Origin of the sequence: Kitasatospora sp. NPDC036755, from assembly GCF_040636595.1 — a bacterium.
Classification (GTDB): Bacteria; Actinomycetota; Actinomycetes; order Streptomycetales; family Streptomycetaceae; genus Kitasatospora.
Genome location: NZ_JBEZUT010000017.1, coordinates 18,732 through 35,987, shown reverse-complemented (window position 1 = coordinate 35,987; position 17,256 = coordinate 18,732). Strand labels below are relative to the sequence as shown.

At 68.8% G+C, this 17,256-nt stretch carries 10 protein-coding genes and 1 pseudogene; 3 read left to right on the top strand and 8 right to left on the bottom strand.

The genetic code is table 11. The features are described from left to right. Positions 1-137 precede the first annotated feature (137 nt). Positions 138-1,097 carry a pirin family protein gene (locus AB0E96_RS04535; protein ID WP_359818376.1) on the top strand — a complete coding sequence of 320 codons (960 nt, stop codon included), beginning with the start codon at positions 138-140 and terminating at the stop codon, positions 1,095-1,097. Between the two features lie 213 nt (positions 1,098-1,310). Here AB0E96_RS04535 and AB0E96_RS04530 read toward each other — a convergent pair whose 3' ends face one another. Further along, positions 1,311-1,571 carry a hypothetical protein gene (locus AB0E96_RS04530; RefSeq protein ID WP_359818373.1) on the bottom strand — a complete coding sequence of 87 codons (261 nt, stop codon included), beginning with the start codon at positions 1,569-1,571 and terminating at the stop codon, positions 1,311-1,313. A gap of 177 nt (positions 1,572-1,748) precedes the next feature. On the opposite strand from AB0E96_RS04530, the gene AB0E96_RS04525 reads away from it, so the two are divergent. Beyond that, entirely contained in the window at positions 1,749-3,407 is a 1,659-nt protein-coding gene (locus AB0E96_RS04525; protein ID WP_359818370.1) for a PQQ-binding-like beta-propeller repeat protein, read from the top strand. Between the two features lie 35 nt (positions 3,408-3,442). Here AB0E96_RS04525 and AB0E96_RS04520 read toward each other — a convergent pair. The 4 genes and pseudogenes from AB0E96_RS04520 to AB0E96_RS04505 all read right to left on the bottom strand — a co-directional run. Next, positions 3,443-3,814: pseudogene (locus tag AB0E96_RS04520) on the bottom strand (DNA helicase UvrD); the annotation flags it as partial. Between the two features lie 91 nt (positions 3,815-3,905). Next, a complete protein-coding gene (locus AB0E96_RS04515) occupies positions 3,906-5,180 on the bottom strand; it encodes a restriction endonuclease (RefSeq protein WP_359818368.1) in 1,275 nt (424 codons plus the stop codon). Continuing rightward, complete coding sequence (locus AB0E96_RS04510; RefSeq protein ID WP_359818366.1) at positions 5,177-6,937, bottom strand: DUF4357 domain-containing protein; 1,761 nt, start codon at positions 6,935-6,937, stop codon at positions 5,177-5,179. The genes AB0E96_RS04515 and AB0E96_RS04510 overlap by 4 nt, the downstream gene beginning before the upstream one ends. Before the next feature lie 45 nt (positions 6,938-6,982). After that, positions 6,983-8,767 (bottom strand): DUF6119 family protein, encoded by a 1,785-nt coding sequence (locus AB0E96_RS04505; protein WP_359818364.1) that lies wholly within the window; start codon positions 8,765-8,767, stop codon positions 6,983-6,985. 212 nt (positions 8,768-8,979) lie between these two features. On the opposite strand from AB0E96_RS04505, the gene AB0E96_RS04500 reads away from it, so the two are divergent. After that, positions 8,980-9,492: a hypothetical protein gene (locus AB0E96_RS04500; RefSeq protein ID WP_359818362.1), complete on the top strand. Its 513-nt coding sequence runs from the start codon at positions 8,980-8,982 to the stop codon at positions 9,490-9,492. A 157-nt stretch (positions 9,493-9,649) separates the two neighbouring features. On the opposite strand, the gene AB0E96_RS04495 is transcribed toward AB0E96_RS04500, so the two are convergent. The 3 genes from AB0E96_RS04495 to AB0E96_RS04485 form a co-directional block, all read right to left on the bottom strand. Next, entirely contained in the window at positions 9,650-10,093 is a 444-nt protein-coding gene (locus tag AB0E96_RS04495) for a hypothetical protein (protein ID WP_359818359.1), read from the bottom strand. Between the two features lie 96 nt (positions 10,094-10,189). Continuing rightward, positions 10,190-14,296: a DNA methyltransferase gene (locus tag AB0E96_RS04490; protein ID WP_359818357.1), complete on the bottom strand. Its 4,107-nt coding sequence runs from the start codon at positions 14,294-14,296 to the stop codon at positions 10,190-10,192. Further along, the gene (locus AB0E96_RS04485) at positions 14,296-17,241 is read right to left on the bottom strand and encodes a DEAD/DEAH box helicase (protein ID WP_359818354.1); all 2,946 of its coding nucleotides are present in this window, start codon (positions 17,239-17,241) and stop codon (positions 14,296-14,298) included. Before AB0E96_RS04485 ends, AB0E96_RS04490 begins: the two co-directional genes overlap by 1 nt. Positions 17,242-17,256: the final 15 nt, after the last annotated feature.

Sequence of the window (17,256 nt, the reverse complement as noted above, 5' to 3'; positions counted from 1 at the left end):
GGCCCCGGGCCCCCGGGTGCCGGCACCGCCGGATGGCCGGGCACGGGTGGAGGAACACCGCACCGCGGTGGATGATCGGTGGCGGCGCCCTCCGAGGCCCCCGCCCGGCCCCTCTCCGTACGGTGGTGGAACCCGCGATGAGCAACCTCGACCTCAGACCCACCCCGACCAGCTGCGGCCGCGAGGCCAGCACCGGCCCGGTGAGGGACCTGCTGACGGGGCGTCAGTTCCCCCTCGGTGGAAGCACGGTGGTCCGCCGCCTGCTGCCCAACCTCGGCCGCCGGATGGTCGGCGCCTGGTGCTTCGTGGACCACTACGGGCCCGACGACATCGCCGACGAGCCCGGCATGCAGGTCCCGCCGCACCCGCACATGGGACTCCAGACGGTCAGCTGGCTCCACCAGGGCGAGGTGCTGCACCGCGACAGCCTGGGCAGCCTGCAGACCGTCCGGCCGTACGAACTGGGCCTGATGACCTCCGGCCGGGCGATCTCGCACTCCGAGGAGTCCCCCCGCCCGCACGCCCGCCACCTGCACGGCGCCCAGCTCTGGCTCGCTCTCCCGGAAGCCAGCCGGCACATCGCCCCCGCCTTCGAGCACCACCCCGACCTGCCCGTGGTCACCGCCCCCGGCCTGCGCGCCACCGTCATCCTCGGCGCCCTCGACACCGCCGCCTCGCCCGGCACCACCCACACCCCGCTGGTCGGCGCCGACCTCGCCCTCGCCGAGGGCGCGGACCTCCGCCTCCCGCTCGTCCCCGACTTCGAGTACGCCGTCCTCGCCATGTCCGGCCGCGTCGACGTCGACGGCGTCCCGGTCGAGCCCGGCGCCATGCTCTACCTCGGCTGCGGACGCCCCGACCTCCCCCTCCGCGCCCGCGGCGAGGCCGCCGTCCTCCTCCTCGGCGGCGAACCCTTCGACGAGAAGATCGTCATGTGGTGGAACTTCATCGGCCGCACCACCGACGACATCGCCCGGGCCCGCGCCGACTGGATGACCGGCACCCGCTTCGGTGAGGTCCACGGCTACGACGGCGAGCGGCTGCCCGCCCCGGAGCTGCCGGCCGTCCCGTTGAAGGCGCGGGGGCGCGAGCGCTGACCTGCGAGGATGATGCCGAAGTGGCGAATCCGGCCATCGTTCTCGACGGGTCCGGGTGGATATGCGCCGGCCCCGGCGGAGGGCGGCCATTCCTCGGCTCGGCATCTCCGTGGGATGCGATGCGGGTGTACTCTCAACTCCCAAGTTTGGGCGTTTGTCGCAAGGTCTGCTCGTACTGATGCCGACCTCTTGCTGACTCTTCTGACTGAATCATCAGCGGATGGCGGCTGGACATCGTCGACCTCGACCCGCCGGATCTCGTGCGTGTCCAGTCCGTCCTTGACCGCGCGAGGCCAACGGTTTGAGCGCCTCCGCCGGCGCCTTCCGGTTCGCCTTGTACTCCTGGTTGGTGGCTGTGCGGTTGGTGGAACCGTGCTCGCTGTTGAAGACGACCAGGACCTGGGGCTCCGCGATGTCGAGGTCGTCGCGGATTGCGGCGCGCAGGAGGGCGAAGATCGCGAAAATTCCGGTCAACTCACGAGTCTTGTCACGGGACAAGATCGGAGCGGGAACCCGAAGGTGCCGGCACACAGAAGGTTGAACCCGTTCTCCTCGCCTGGCTCGGTTCACGGTCTCTGTACAGTCGAAGAGCACTGTCGGGGCCCAGCACTAAAGGCGAGACCTCGTAGCGTCGTGCAGAGAGAACAACCGATGGCCACCCTTCCACCGAATCGTCGGATCGAACTCGCTGGCGCGAACGCCCTTCAGGCGCTTCTCCAGGACCACGACCATGTCGTGTACCCGATCGACGGCGGAGCAGATCTGGGCGAGGACTTCCTCGTCGCCTTCACCCGAGACCGGGTACGGACCGGACGGATGGTGGCCGTACAAGTCAAGACGGCCGGGAGCAGGTCAAGTAAATATCGGCGGGCCCGGGGCTATGCGATCCCGGTGGACGACCATGCGGACGACTGGCGAAACAACGTGCTACCAGTCGTCGGGGTCGTCTACGACATGGAGATCCGCAAACTGTTCTGGGTCAACCTGACGAAGGTGCTGAGCGCATCACCCGCCACCTCGCGTTGGGTGAAGGTCTCGCCCGAGAACGAGCTGCGGGCCGGAACAATCGACCAGTTCATCGCCGAAATCGAAACCTACGCCGATACCCGGGGCACCCCCGAGGAGAGCGCACCTCAAGCGGCCCTGTACCGCCCTACGAACGCCACCGCGCGGACCCGGCATCCTAAGGTGCGTTGGCAGGTCCCGCTCTCGGAGAAGGCGTACCATCCGGTCAGATCAGCGCAGTGGGTCGTGGTCTGGGATCCGCCATACCTGCGGGTCATCGACGACACGCAGGGCAAGCTGCAACCCACGCTGCTCAAGCCGTCCTCCGGACAGCACTCCGTCGTGGGCGACAATGCCGTCTACATTCCGATCGCCGGCAACCGGCTCCGGGCTTTCGGACTGCCTGATTTGAAGATGCGCTGGGAGGCAGTACTCCAGATCGACCACGCACTGGCGCGTTTCACCGACGGTACGTTGTACGTCCCGGGTAGAACGGGCGGTCTCCACGCCCTGAACCCCGCCGACGGACGACCCCGGTGGCGGACACTGCTGGCAGACCACCCTGTTCTTGCTCCGGCCCGCCTTCATCGAGGCAAGCTCATTGTGCTCGGTGGTCCGGCGGGCAGCCGAAGCAGCGATTCCGGCTTCGCAGCGGGCTGCGTCCTGGCAGTCGACCCGTCCGACGGACAGACCAGTTGGTCCTATGCCCCGAGGAACCCGCTGTTCCCTCAGTGGGGCGGAAGCGAAGGCCTCCTGTTTCTGGTCGAGCAAACCGCCACTTTCCGGCACTTGCTGGTGGCTGTGGACCTCATAACCGGCAAGGAGGTGTATCGCAAGAGGCTTCCGGAGCCCGTGGTCGGCGCCCCCGTGGCCTCTGCCGCAGCCGTGCACCTCGTGGATGCCGAAGGTACGGTCCACACCCGCGATGCCGCCAGTGGCCGCCTGCGGTGGCAGCACCCCACCCAGCACCGCACCCAGGTGGCTCCCGTACCCGTCGGCGATTTGGTCGTCCTGGTGAGCGAGCCGAGGCTGCTCGTCGCTCTCGATGCCGCCACCGGTGCCGAGCGATGGCGGGCAACCGCGCCGGGGGACTTCACGACCACCCCTCTCGAAGTGGGAGGCATCGTCTACGTGGGGCACCGCGGTGGACGTCTGCTCGCCTTCGAAGCATCGGGGGGAGGGCAGGTGGGCTCGGGGCCGTGCAGCGTGTGGGAAGAGGGCGAGCGCGGTCGGCCGGTGGTCGTGGGTGGCACGTTGTACATCACAGGCCGGTACGGCAAGGTGAGTGCGATCTCTCTAGGGTGAGGCCGAGCTCCTGACAGCGCGCCTGGTCGGTTCATCGGCGTCAGTTGGTCGAGGGCGACCGCGTTGCGGACCTCCAGGGCGCGGGTGGCGGTGTTCGCGCTGTAGAGGCGCTTGGCGGCCCAGGAGTAGGCGTGGTCGTGGCGCAGGACGTTGACCAGCAGGAAGACGTTACTGCCGTCATCCGGGGCGAGTACGATGCCGCGCCAGAAGTCGGTGATCCGGATGGTCCGCATCCGCGGGTCACGGGAGTTCTCGACGGACTCCAGGTGGAGGCCCTTGTCGGCGTTCAGTTCGGCGGTGCTCAGGGCCTGGAACTTCGCCATGGCCTTGCGCACACCGGCGCGGATCGGCTTCTCCAGGGTGTCGTAGCCGTCCCAGAAGCTGTTGGCGAAAGCGAGTCGAGGCATGTTCCCTCTCGTGTTCCGGTGCTGGTCGGAGCGGGGCCCGCGGAAGCGTTGCGAGCGTGCCGGACGGGGCCGGCACGGGAAGTTCGTCCGGTCATGATCCCAGACGGCTGTGGTCGCGGACCACGCGTGCTGCCAAGGTGCGGAAGATCGTGAGGAGTGTGGCGGGCTCGGCGTCCAGCTCGAGGGCGTGCTGGTGCAGCCTGATGCCCCGTCCGCCGGGGCCGGCCGTGCCGCGCACCTCGTGGACGCGGCTGTCCGCCCGGCCGGCCGCGTACACCAGGTGGCCTTCGTCCAGGCCGAGGGCCGTGCAGTAGGCGAGCATCTGGTACAGGTCCTCGTTCGGGTGGGCGCCGCCGTCCTCCGTCTTGTACTTGGCGTCGACAACGGCCACCGGTGTCCGGCCGTCGGCGGCGTACACGACCAGGTCGGGGCGCAGCCGGACGAGTCGGGCGGTGTCCAGGTGGTGCCGGTCCTGGAAGCGAGCGGAGAGCCCGTGCTCGCGGACGGCTTCCCGTAGGGCACCGGTGACGAAGTCCTCGAAGAGCGAGTTCATGTCGAACAGGAATCCGTCCAGGCGGAGTTCGCCGGGCCGGTGCTCCGGTGTGGAGCCCGCCAGCAGGGCCTCGGCAAGCCGGAGCGCGGGTTGGTAGCGGGAGTTGAGGCGGGACGGCGTCCAGGTGGGCAGCTCGTGCCCGCGTACCAGCGGCTCCGCGTCGACCAGACGGACCCGTTGGTGCGCCAGGCGCCGCCTCACCGGGCCGGGCACACCCGGCAACCGCAGCAGCGTCTCGGCGGCGGCCCGCAGGATCCGGTTCTCCGGGATGTCGGCGGTGTAGGCGTCGTAGGCGATCTCCACCGGCGGGGTGCGGCCGAAGTGCCGGCGGATCTGCTCCGCCTCGCGGATCCGGCCGCGCACGACGAGCGCTGACTCCTCCGTCCGCCGGTAGCCCTGGAGGACGCCCTGCCGCAGCGCCGCGTCGATCTGCCGCTCCACGGCGTGCGCGAGGGCGGGCACCACGTCCTCGTGCGCCCCCGCGTCGACCGTGCCGTCCCGGCCCTGCCGCCAGGCCTTCGCCGGGTCGAGGCTGAAGCCGAGGAGGAAGAACAGGCGCCGGACGGGCGTCTTGGGCGCTATCCGGACGGTGGGCGCGGGTTGCCCGGTCCCGGGTACGGGGATCCGGACCGCGCCGACCAGGCTCCCGGCCCGCAGCAGCCAGTGGCCGTCCCGGTATGGGTCCGGTACCGCGCTCTTCAGTACGCCGGAGGCAGCCAGCGCCCGGCCGGTGGCGGCGTCCAGCGGAACGGAACGGGCGGGGGCGTGCTCGCGCAGGGAGATGTCGGTGGGGGCGCCGCCGTCGGGGTTCACGGCAGCGACTTCCGCAGGGCGTCGAGCCCGTAGCGGGCCTCGATGTCCTCGCCCTCGCCGTAGTGGTGCTCCTCCAGCAGCGGCAGGATCTTCGTCCGCCAGACGCGGTGCAGCCGGTCGTCGGCGTGGATGCCCGGCTTCATCAGGTAGGACGGACCGATGGCGAAGTCGGGGTCCCCGATCCGGTCGTTGAGGGCGTCGAGGAGGCGGGCGGGCTCCGGGCCGAGCTGCTCGCGTTCCAGCCAGCGGTGCAGGAGGCCGCGGGTGGGCTCGGTGCGCGGGGAAAGCTCCACGAAGGCGAAGCGGCGGCGCATCGCGGCGTCGACGAGGGCGATGGAGCGGTCGGCGGTGTTCATGGTGCCGATGACGAAGAGGTTGGGCGGGAGGGCGAAGTCGTCGCCGGAGTACGTCAGACGGACCGACTTCTTGCGGTACTCGAGCAGGAAGTAGAGCTCACCGAAGACCTTGGCGAGATTGGCCCGGTTGATCTCGTCGATGATCAGAAAGTGGGGGAGGTGACGGTTGCCCTCGCGGGAGGCGAGGTCGGCGAGTTCGCGCAGCGGTCCGGCAGTGAGCCGGAAGGCGACGTCGTGTGTCTCCGGGTCCTCGGTGGGCCGGAACCCCTCGAAGAAGTCCTCGTAGGCGTAGGAGGGGTGGAACTGGACCAGCTTCACCTGCTCCGGGCCGCCGCCGAAGTGCTCGGCGAGCCGCATGGCCAGGTAGGTCTTGCCGGTTCCGGGCGGACCGTAGAGGACGATCTGCCGCTCCTCCCAGAGGAGTTCGCGCACCTCTTCGAGCCAGGCGAGGTCGTGGACGAGCAGGTCGTCGGCGAGGGCGGCCGTGACCGGCGGGAGGGCGAGTTCCTTGGGCGGCTCCTCGGGCAGGTCCACTATCGCGGCCGTGGGGGGCGCACCGAGCCTGGCGAGCGTGTCCGCAACGGTGGTCAGGTCCACCACGTCGTGCTGGACCGACAGCTTCTGCTGCAACTCCTCGGGCAGGTCTTCGTACGGGTGGCCCTCCGGCTGCCAGACGGTTTTCCGGCGCAGGTTCGACAGGCCGCCAGGGGAGTCGGTCTGCTCGGCCGGGCCGTCGATCTCCCCGAGGTACAGCAGGCCGTCGGCGAGGGTGGCGACGGCGTCGCCGGGCCGCATCTGGGTCAGGAACGCGTGGATGTCGTCGACCAGGCCGCGCTTCTGGTTGTACGTGGCGGAACCCTCGTAGCCTTCTTCGACGTAGTTGCGCAGGGCGCTCTTGGTCGGGTCCGCCTCATCGAGCGGCGGGAGGTGGGCGCCGGACAGCGAGACGATCCCGTCGGCGAGCCAGAGCCGCCGCACCAGGTTGTGCCCGGACACGTTGGAGCCGCGCACCAGCCACGCCTTGTGCGGGATGCGCCAACTGCCGGGCAGGTAGTCCGCGAGGGGGTAGCCCTCGGTGGTCCGCCAGGTTTCGGGGCCGCCGGCGTTGTAGCCGAGCACGACGGTGGCGGCGGCCGAGGGCGAGTTGCACTCGATGTCGCGGTTGGCCACCCAGTACCCGGGGCGATCGTCCACGAGCGACCAGTCGGTCCGCAGTTCGGCGCGCAGCCGGCGGCCGTAGTCGCCCAGCTTGGGCCAGTCGGTCGCCGCCGCCGACGACCCCTCCAGCAGCAGGAACTTGGGCGAGCCGTTGTTTCCGACCTCGTCGAGGAGCCGCCCGCGTGCGACGAGGTCCACGCCGGGAAGCTTGATGTGGAACTCGGGGCGGTCCGGGTGGGACATGGGGAGCCCTTCCTGCGTCGGTCTGGTCGGCGGCGGCGCCTCAGCCTACGGGGTGGTGGTTCCGGCGGCTGTCTGCGCCTGCTGAGCCTTCTTCTGCTGCTTGACCCGGCGGTCCTCGACGGCGCGGGCCTGGTAGTCGATCCCCTGGATGTCGACCTCGACGCCCATGCGCCGCAGCGCGCGTGCAGTCTTGAGCAGCGAGATCTTGGACATCGTGAACAACGAGTCCGGGGTGAGCTCGGCCCCCGTCCTCAGGGCGATGGCGAAGACCACCCGGCGCGGCCTGAAGAATTCTTGGGGGAAGCCCGGCGACTTCTCCGTCACCGCCGCGACGAAGCTGCTGTTCGCGTCCTCCGTGCGCAGGGCATCGGCGGAGACCAGGCCCTGAACGCCGAGGTGGCTGAGCGCGTCCGAGCCCTTGGCTCGCTTGACGTGCATGAGGGTGCCGTCGGGCGAGACCAGGTCGGCCGCCTCGAAGCCGCCCGGATGCAGGGCGCACCGGATCATCGCCTTGTCGAGCACGGCCCACCCGAGCCGCTGGCCCAGCAACTGGTTGTAGCCGCCCTCGTTCGCGTCATCGAGCTTCAGTTCGGCCGCCTCGTCCCGTGTCGGCCAGCTGGGGGTCTCGTAGCGCCGCGATTCCTCGAAGAGCATGCGCAGTTCCGTGTCGATGAACTTGAGGTGGTCGGCACCGATCCTCCGCCACTTGTTCTCGTGGCGGATGTAGTGACCGTCGTTGAGGGTGACCTCGGCCGCGACCCATCGCAACGCGGACGTATGCCCTCCGACGGGCTCGTCACCCTCGATGTCGGACACCAGCTGGATGGTGGCCTTCCTGAGTGCCTCCAGCCGAGTTGCGGCCGGGTGACGGCGCAGCAGATCCCGGAACGTCTCGGCGGTCACCTCCTGCGTGACAACGTACTTCGGGCGTCCGGGCAGGCGAATGCGCACTGCGGTGCTCTCCGGCAGGCGGTCGTGCAACGCGTCGGGCGGCGCGAAGGTGATCCGCTGCAAGCCGTCCGGGCTGTCGAGGGCCTCGGCGAGCCGCTCGTCGAGGATCTTGACCAGCGGGTCGGTCGTGGGGAGAGCGTCGATCCGGGAAAGGAGGTCGAGGCCCGGGTTCGGCTCCTGGCCGAGGGTGGCAGCGATCGTGCGCAGGTCCGCGACGAGGTGGGTGGCGTCCACGGCGAGGGGGATCTTGAGGGAAGCGCCGCCGGAGACGCGCAGTCCGGACCTCCTTGACCGGGGGTCCCGCTCGGCCGTGAGGCCGGTTTCCCACGCCGTCCCGGTCATGCGGGAGAAGATCTCGCCGTATTCGTCGAGCTCGAACTCCCTGGCGTGCTGTCCCCTCGCGGTGGAGCTCCGGTCCGTGTACACACGCGTGTCCATTCGGGTGTGCGTCAGCTCCTTGATGCTGCCGGGGTCGACGACGCGCCGCATGTAGTCCATGCCGAAGGACGAGCTGAGCGATTCGGCTTCGAGGAGCAGGTGACCGAAGCCGAAGCAGACCGCGAAGGGCCGACCGGCCACGGGCAGGAGGACGGCGGCGCCGGCGCGACGGTTCGTCAGTTCGACCGGCTCGTCGACGAGCCGGTTCAACGCTCCCAGCCAGGGCGGCTTGCCCGTCGCACCGATGTACCCGTACGCCGCGACGCCGGGGATGCCCTCGACCGAGATGTTCCGGACCTGGAACTCCTCGCCCTGCTCGGAACTCCGGCGGAGTGCCCTGCGCAGGTCCTTCGGCGAGGCACCGGCGTCCTGGAGGAGGTAGAGCGTGGGGGAGTAGATCTCGGTGTCGGTGGCGGGGAGCAGTGAGAGCTGTTCGAACATGACGGCACCAATCGTCAGCAGGCGGCCCTGGCGTTAATAACAGTAGCAGATGAGTGCGTTGGCGGTGCTAACAAGCGATTGCTGTGCCTTCTGTGAACTAGCTGGGCCGCTCAACGTGCTGCCGCGGTGCCAGATGAGGAGTCGGCTGCCGGCCGTAGGAGGCCACCGCTAGGATCCGGAACTTGCTACGGGACCATGGACGGAGTCAGGGCGTGGAGAACGAGAACGAGGCCAGGATCAAGCGGGCGCTGGGGATACCGTCCTGGAGGCACCTGTCCAAGGACAAGGTGGTCAACTTCGTGGCGGCGATGCCCGAGATGAGCACCGAGGTGCGTCTGAAGCTCATCGAGAAGCTCCCCGTGTTCAAGGACCTCGCCAAGAACTCCGTGGATGCGATGGTGGAGGCGCACAAGTCGACGCTCTCGGCCAACGAGAAGAGTCAGGAGCATTTCCACCAGGCTTCCCGGCAGCACAGGGACGCCCTTCAGAAGGACCTCGACAGGGATGACCTCAGCTGGGAGCAGCGACTGTCACTCCATGAGTTCTTCCAGCACAACGTAGATCAGGAAGCCCAGAAGGACAGCGAGAACAAGCCGTTCCTGGAGAGGACTTCCCGGACGGTGACAGTCGGCGCCGGCGCCGCAATGGTCCTCGTGGCCGTCTTCGCCGGCGCCAGGATCATGGGTGGAAGCAAGGAGAGGGCCGAGGAATCCCCGCAAGCCTAGTCGCGGGCCCTGCACCTCTGGCGTCCTGCCGAACTGCGTGACGCGATCCGCCGTTTCGCTAGGATTCGCGGACCCGCGGTCGGGTCGCCCCTCGGGCAGGCTCGTGGTCGCACCGACTTGGGTTCCGGTGGCGGCGGGGCCTCTGAGGGTGGCAACATCACGAACGGCAAGGCCCCGACCAGCCGCGGTCGACGGGAGCGCCCGGATCGTCCTGAGGCCAGCGCCGAGCCTTGCGGGTGGTGCGCCGAAGGCGCCGAAGGCTGCTGCGGGAGACCGGGGGTCCAGCGGCGCCGAGCGCAACGAATCCCCGCACCTCGCCGCCCGCGGGCACGCCGAGACCGGGACCGGCTTCACCCTGCCGCTCGTCCGCGTCCTTGCCGTGGACTACATGAACACGCAACTCCTGCCCGAGGGCATGAACTTCGTCCACTGAGGCGGCCGACTCGTGCCCATGCAGGAGCAGATCGTGAGACGTCGTCGGCCGTCGGCGGAGATCGTCGAACTCCGCCGGGTCCACCGCGCTGAGCTGGCCGACCTGGTGGAGACCGACCAGCACCGCTGTGTCGAACGGGCCCTCGGCGCCCTCGGTCGAGGCACCCACCTGCCCATGCTCCTCCCGGGGCGTCCGGCGGTGCAGGAGAAGCGGATGCACTTGCCCGCTTGGCGCATGACGCCAAGCGGGCAAGGCCGTTGAGGACTACGCGTCGGCGGCGGGGTGGCGGGGCCCCCGGCCGGGCGGCGGGTTCAGCGTGGACCGGTAAGTGCCGGACTCGCCCTCTGTCAGCGGATTCTCCAGAGTCAGCCCGGCGGCGGCCATCCGGTCGTACTCGGCGAGGATGAGTTCCTTGGTGCGGTAGGTGCCGTGCGCTTTGATGTCGTTGTCGCGAGTGACGTTGAAGGTGTCGAGGATGTACGCGGTGTCGTCGCGCGAGATGCCATAGAGGTGGAAGAACAACGCGTCCAGCTCGGCACGGATGATGGCGCGACGGTCGGTCGCCCACCGGAAAGGGGCGCCGCTATCGCCCAGGTCGTGGGCGAACGTTCTCATGTCGTCCGCGGTGTAAATGAGTTCGAGGACACGAGGAGCGACGAAGGCCGTGTGAGGCGTGAGCTGGCCGGGGGTGGGGACCGGTACTTGCTGGATAAAGCCGTAGGTGAGGTGCGTGCCACCGATCTTCTGGCGGACGGCGTAGTCACAGGCCATGGAAGACCAGACAGCGGAAAGCAGCGGGGCGTGGTTCGGTGAGGCCGGGAGGGCCAGAGGGTAGGGGTGGGCGAAGCCGTGAGCAGGAGCGACGGCCGCGATCAGCGTGCGCTCATCGCTAGCTCGACAGATGTCGCGCCAACCGAAGACCCACTCCCGGTTCCACCCCTTGGCTGCCAGGCGACTGCGGACGCCTGGCGCTTTGATCTCCCGGCCGGACTTGTCAATTTCGCCGGTAGGGGTGTCCTCCTCGGAGACCCAGTAGCGAGGCAGAGGGACGGCATGTGGGTCCTGATGCTGTTCCACGGTGAAACGAGGGAGAGTGCCGACGGCGAGTTGCTTCTCAGTTGCGTTCTCGTATGTGGAGAAGCGGTGGTCGTAGTGGTGGAGCATCTTCGCCTCGTACAGTGGGAGCATGCGCGATCCAGCCTTGACGAATGTACTGCCCTCTGCGTGCCAGTCATCGGCGATGAGGTTCTCGCGGGTGTGAAACTTGTCCGAGTCCGTGTTCATCATGATCATGAGCTGGAACTTCATGTCCCACGGGTTGCCGTCGACATCGCCTTCTTTGATCAGTACCGGGATGCGTCGGTAGATACCCAGTGTGATCTCCATGTCGCGGTGGGAGCGGAACACTGGGCAGGTTCCGGTGTTCGGGTTGAGGAGTTGAATGTCGCGGCCTGTCAGAGAGTAGGACCGTTCAGGAATCTGCTCGACCTGCCTGATTCGGAAGGCGATGGGGATCTGGGCCTCCGTGGAGCCTGATCCCGCCATGCAGAACAGGGCGAAGTTCACGCTGTGATGGACGCCGGGGAAGACCTTTTCCTCGTTCTCGAAACCGTACAGCGCGACCAGGTGACCATGGGTGACCAGATCCTTGAAGAAATACTGATTGAACGAGTCCGTGGCGATTCCTGAGGGCACAATCTGGCCGCTGCGTCCACGAATAGCCATGACAGTGCGAGCGTGTTCAGTGAATAGTGAATACGTATTGAGTCGCCCGTAGGCAGTCAGCGGGAATCGCCCAGAGCTGTGTGCGAAATGTTTGAACCCGTCGTTCTTGCGTTGTTCCTGCTTGAAGCTCGCATGCAACTCGGGGTCTTCTGTGGACAGCAGGTTGATCATCTTGTTGCGGGCAGTCATGTTCGCCGCTTCGGCGATATCCACTCGCTTTGCCGCAAAGAACTCACGTGCGTCTACCTGAACTTGATCCCACGGAGGGTTCCCCACGACTGCGTCGAAGCCGCCGGCCCACCCTGTTCCCGTCTGTACGCCCGCCCCCGATTCCGGAACGGCGAACACCTCCGGGAACTCCAGGTGCCAGTGGAAGAAGTGGTACTGATCGCGGAGCTTGGTGATCATGAAGTGAGTGTCGTCCGGTACCGCCGACTGGTTGCGGCTCCGGAGAGAGCGGAAGAGCTGATCCGTTGGCGCCGCCGGAGCCCCGATGTGCTTGGGCCATACGAAAGCAGCACACCAGGCGTCGGCGGCATGCAGATCCTGGACGTACGTCGTCGACTCGACGTAGCCGCGGTATGCCTCCTCCTGGGCCCGCACCTGCTCCAGGAGATCGGATGGCGCCCCCGTGATGCGGGTGAGTTCGGCGGCGTAGCGATCGTTGCCAGGGGGCGCATCCGTGTCGAACAGGAGCTCGTCCGCACCTCCCCGCTGGGCTCTGTTGCGCTTGGCGAGACCTGCCGCGTACTTCTTGTCGTCACCTTCGATCGCCTTGAACGCATCCTCGGGGATGCCGTCGGCCAGTAGCTTGGGTGTGGCGCCGATCAGGCCGTTTCCGTGTTTGATATGCGCGTCCAGGAAGCCGAGCGGCTTGCCGGGCTCCAGTGCCTCCAGCCACAGAGATACCTTGGCCAGGTCGACGGCCATCGGGTTGAGGTCGACTCCGTAGATACACCGGGCGACGACCTCGTGCAGGGCGTGCCGGACGGCGTCCGTCGTCGGCTCGGGGTTGCGCTCTCGCACAGCCGCGATGCGCTTCGCGATGCGTCGGGCGGAGGCGACCAGGAAGTGCCCGGACCCACAGGCCGGGTCGCAGACCGTCAGTGACAGCAGTTCGGTGACGATGTCTTCCGTCGCGTCGGCACGTTGGGCGTCCTGCGCGCTTTGCTCGCCACGCTTCACGGCATCGTCTATTACCGGGTTCAGCGTGGTGTCGAGCAGGCACTCGATGAGGGAGGAGGGCGTGTAATAACTGCCGGTCGTCTTCCGGCTGTTGCCGACGACCTCGACCAACTCGAAACTGCGGTCTGTCGCCGAGTGCTTGGGCTCCAGCTCCAGCAGGGATTCGTAGACCGATCCCAGCTCTTCGGCGTCGAGGTGCCGATAGTCCACTGCCCGCCACCGTCGGGCGCCGACGTCCCGGACCTGAGCGAGGTGACGTACCGCCGTGAGCAGCGCCTCGTTGGAGAGCTTCAGCCCGCCCAGCGGGGCGTCCGCCTCTGTGAGGGAGAACAGGCCGCCGAGTCCCGGCAGACCCAGCTCCTCCCGGCCGCCCGGGGTGCCGAGCGCAGTGAGTACGATCCGCAGCGCCTCGTACAGGTCGCCGTGGGAGGTGCCCTGGCGTCGGCGGGCGTGGGTGCGGAGCCGTGAGGAGGAGAAGTACTTCTGGTAGGTCTCGCGCTGTCTCTCAGTCGCATCGGGATGGATCAGGGCCTCACGGTCCTCGGCGACGAAGACGAACAGCAGCCGGTAGACGAAGCGCAGAAGGGCGTCGCGAAGGGCTTTCGGATCGGTGTCCTCGCGCAGTCGGGCGTTGTCCGGGTGGCGCAGGAAGCCGGTGCCCAGCACGGTGAGGGCGTTCTGTACGCCCAGCCGTAGCTGGTCGAGCGCCCGAGCGCCCGAAGTGACGGCCTCCGCACGCCACTTCTCCAGCCAGCAGGCCGACGCCGGGGAGCCCTCCGGCACAGTGAACCGCGAGGCGTGCAGCACGCAGTAGAGCAGCACGAACTCGCTGAACAGCTCGCCGTCGAACAGTGCTTCGAGATCGAATTCGACGTAGGCGGCCGTGGCGAAGGAGGAGGAATCGCGCAGCAGGCGTAGGTGCCGGCCATTGGTGAGGACGGCCCACTGGTGGGCCTCGACACGGTTGAGGCAGTCCTGGAGCATGGACTGCGGCGGCATCTGCCCGGCCGCCGCCCGCTTGTCGAGCTCCTGGTTCCACGGGATCTGGTGGATCAGGGCCGGGCCATGGCGATGGCTGACAGGGAAGCGATGCCCAGCATCCGCGTCCGCGGCGATGCCTTCCGCACCGACCACCGTCAGCGTGCCGAAGTCGAGCTTGCGGAAGAGCTGCGCGAGCCAGTCGGTCCCCGCCCGCCCCGTCGGGTCGGCGGCGGGCGCACCCGTCTTCGGATCGGACGGCAGGGCCTCGCGCAGTTCGCGCCAGAGCGGCTTCAGGTACTCCCAGGCCCGCTCGGCCTCGTCCCGTACCGGGATGGACGCAGGCAGGCCGTAGTCGGCCGGCTTGGTGCCAGGCAGGTTCCGGGCCTCCGCGATGCGCAGCAGCATGTCGGTCGGCAGCAGGCCGCCGACCGTGGTGACGGCGGTGAAGGCCGGGGTGGTGCGGGTGGTGGCGGCGGACATCAGGCGACGGCTCCAGCGGACGGGACGGCGGCGGGTGCGGGGTTGGCAGGAAGATAGATGTACACGCCGAGGACGTCGGCATCGTCCTGCGGCACGACCTTCAGGCCACGGACGATCTCGTCGCTGGCCTTGCGGACCCGCCGGTGCGATGTGTCGAGCTCGGCGGCGAGGCTCTTGCCGTACTCCTTCAGGTGGTCCGTCAGCTCGTCCAGGCCGTCCAGCGTCCGGGCGGTCTGGTTGCGGGCCAGCTGCGGGCTGGTGTTGGCCGAGGCACGTGCGGCCAGCAGCTCGGCCGCAGCCTCGTCACCCAGCCAGCGCGCCCGGGCGGGCATGCCCTCGAAGGCGAGCAGCCGCGCGTCCTCCGCGACGATCTGCTTCTCGCCGCTGCGCGACGGAAGCGTCAGGTGAAAGCGGTACCGGACCAGCAACAGCGTGGTGCGCACGCTCACCGCGTCGGTGGTGACCACGCCGCACCGGCGCGCCGGCCGCGGTCCGGGCGTGTTCGCGTCGAGCGCGGAGTCGAGCACGTACGCGGCGATCGAGCCGACCGCCGGGTCTGTACGGACCAGCGCCGCCTCGCCCCGGCCGATCGCCGGTTCGGTGCGGAACGGGATCTCGCGGTCCTCCTCGACGATCCGCCCGCCCAGCGTGGCGGCCAGTGCATCGCGCAGGCCCGCCGGCGTTCCGCCGACCTGCGCGGTGAAGTCACCCGACCCGTCCCGCGGGTCGCGGACCAGGGCCTCCAGCCCGTGCAGCGCCGACAGGGTGAACTCGCGGACCTCCTCCGCCCCGCCGAGCGCTGCCCGGACGGCGGCCACCTCGCGGGCGACCTCCTCGGGGTGGATGGACCGCTGCGCGTACTTGGAGCGGGAGGTCCGCTCGCGCTCGGCCGCCGAGTTCCACTCCCGCTCGGCGCGGTCGAAGGACTCCTGGGCGCCGGGCATGTCGAACAGGCTGTCCTGGATGCCTTGGCGCCCGTGGAGCAGCAGCCACTCCACGATGGCGTCGGTGACGCCGGAGGCGGTCTCGTCCGGGACGGACACCGAGATCCCGAGGTCCTTCTGGATCTGCCGGTGCTTGGCGAACAGCACCTCCAGCACCTTGCCGTCGATACCGTTGTCCTCGCCGAACATGGTGATGACACGGACCTGGTCGCGCTTCTGGCCGTACCGGTCGACGCGGCCCTCGCGCTGGTCGTGGCGGGTCGGGTTCCAAGCGAGGTCGTAGTGGACGACGGCGTCGAAGTGGTGTTGGAGGTTGACGCCTTCGGAGAGGCAGTCGGTGGCGATCAGCACGCGGCGGGCGGCCGGATCGTCGGCGGCCTCGGCGGCGAGCTCCTCGATGCGCTCCAGCCGCTGCTGCGGGGAAAGGGTGCCCGTCACCGCCGCGACCTTGGCCTTCTTCCCGAGTGCCCCGCTCAGTTCCTCCGAGAGGTACTCGGCGGTCGGGATGTAACGGCAGAAGACGATCGGGTGGTAGCCGTCGGCGAGCAGCGACTTGAGGTGCTTGATCAGCGCCTTCAGCTTCGCGTCCTGCTGGGTGCCCTCCAGTGCCTTGGCCCGCTCGGCAAGCTCCTTGAGACGCGCACCAGCGTCCTCGGTCTCGCCGGCGCCGGGGGCGACGTCCATGCCTTCGAGGGTGTCGCTGTCCGCGGCGTCGCTGTTCAGCGGTGCGCCCAGCGCGTCCGCCTCCTGGGGTGTACGGGCGGCCGCGGAGGCCGAGCGGGTCCTGAGGGTCTGGGCGGCGGCCCGGGGTGAGGAGACCATCGAGCGGAGCAGCGCGATCACCGACCACCAGGCGATCCGCGCCTCTCGCCTGCCCTCGCCGCCGGCAGCCCGGACGCGGTCACCAGCGTAGGCGATCGCGTCGTCGAGCAGAGCGCGGTAGCCGGGGGCGAGCTTGTACGGCTCGTCCTTCGTCCAGCGGTCGGACGGGAAGGCCGTGCGCTCGGCGAGCGAGTCGTCGGCGAGGCCGTCCTCCTTGGTGAGGTAGCTGCGGACGTCGGCGCGCTTGCGCGCGACGAAGTGCTCGGCGAGCTTCGCCCGGTGGGCCGGGTTGTCGAGGTTGAGGTCCGCCAGCTCGGGCCTGACGAGACCCAGCAGGTTGCGGAACGCGGATTCCTTGCCGGAGTGCGGGGTGGCGGTGAGCAGCACCAGGTGCCGTTCGGGATCGCCGGCCACGCGCTTCAGCAGTTCGTAGCGGAGCTGGTTGGCACCGGACTTGGTGCCGTTCCGGTCGTCGTCGGCGGCGACGCAGGTGTGTGCCTCGTCGACGATGACCAGGTCGGGGCAGCGGCGGGCGAAGTCCTCGCGGTGGCGGGTGGACTTGATGAAGTCGGTCGAGATGATCGTGTACGGGTGTTTGTCGAAGATCGACTGCCCGAGTTCCAGGCCGCGCTCCAGCCGGGAGACGGTGGAGGAGAGCACGAGTTCGGCGTCGATGCCGAACTTCTCCCGCAGTTCGCCCTGCCACTGTTCGGCCAGAGCGGGGGAGCAGAGCACGGCGAGCCGGCTCGCCTCACCCTGCTCCAGCAACTCCTTGGCGATCAGGCCCGCCTCGATGGTCTTGCCGATGCCGACGTCGTCCGAGACCAGCAGCCGGACAGTGTTCTGGCGCAGTGCCATGAGCAGCGGCACCAGCTGATAGGCACGCGGCTCGACCGCGATGGAGGCCAGCGAGCGGAATGGGCCGGCGCCCGAGCGGAAGCCGATCCGCAGGGCGGTGCGCAGCAGCCCGGCGGCGTACTGGTCGCCCAGGTCGTCCGGGCCGGGGGCGGCGAACACGGCCTGCTCGACGTCCTCGAAGGCCGGGAAGACGGCGGCGATGTCGTCGTCGCTGCCGCCCAGCGGGCGCAGCACCAGCATGTCGGTGGCGCTCTCGGGCAGTACCACCCAGTCCCGGCCGCGGGCGGTCACGAGCGAGCCGGCCGTGTACGTGGGGCTCATGGAGTGTCTCGGTTC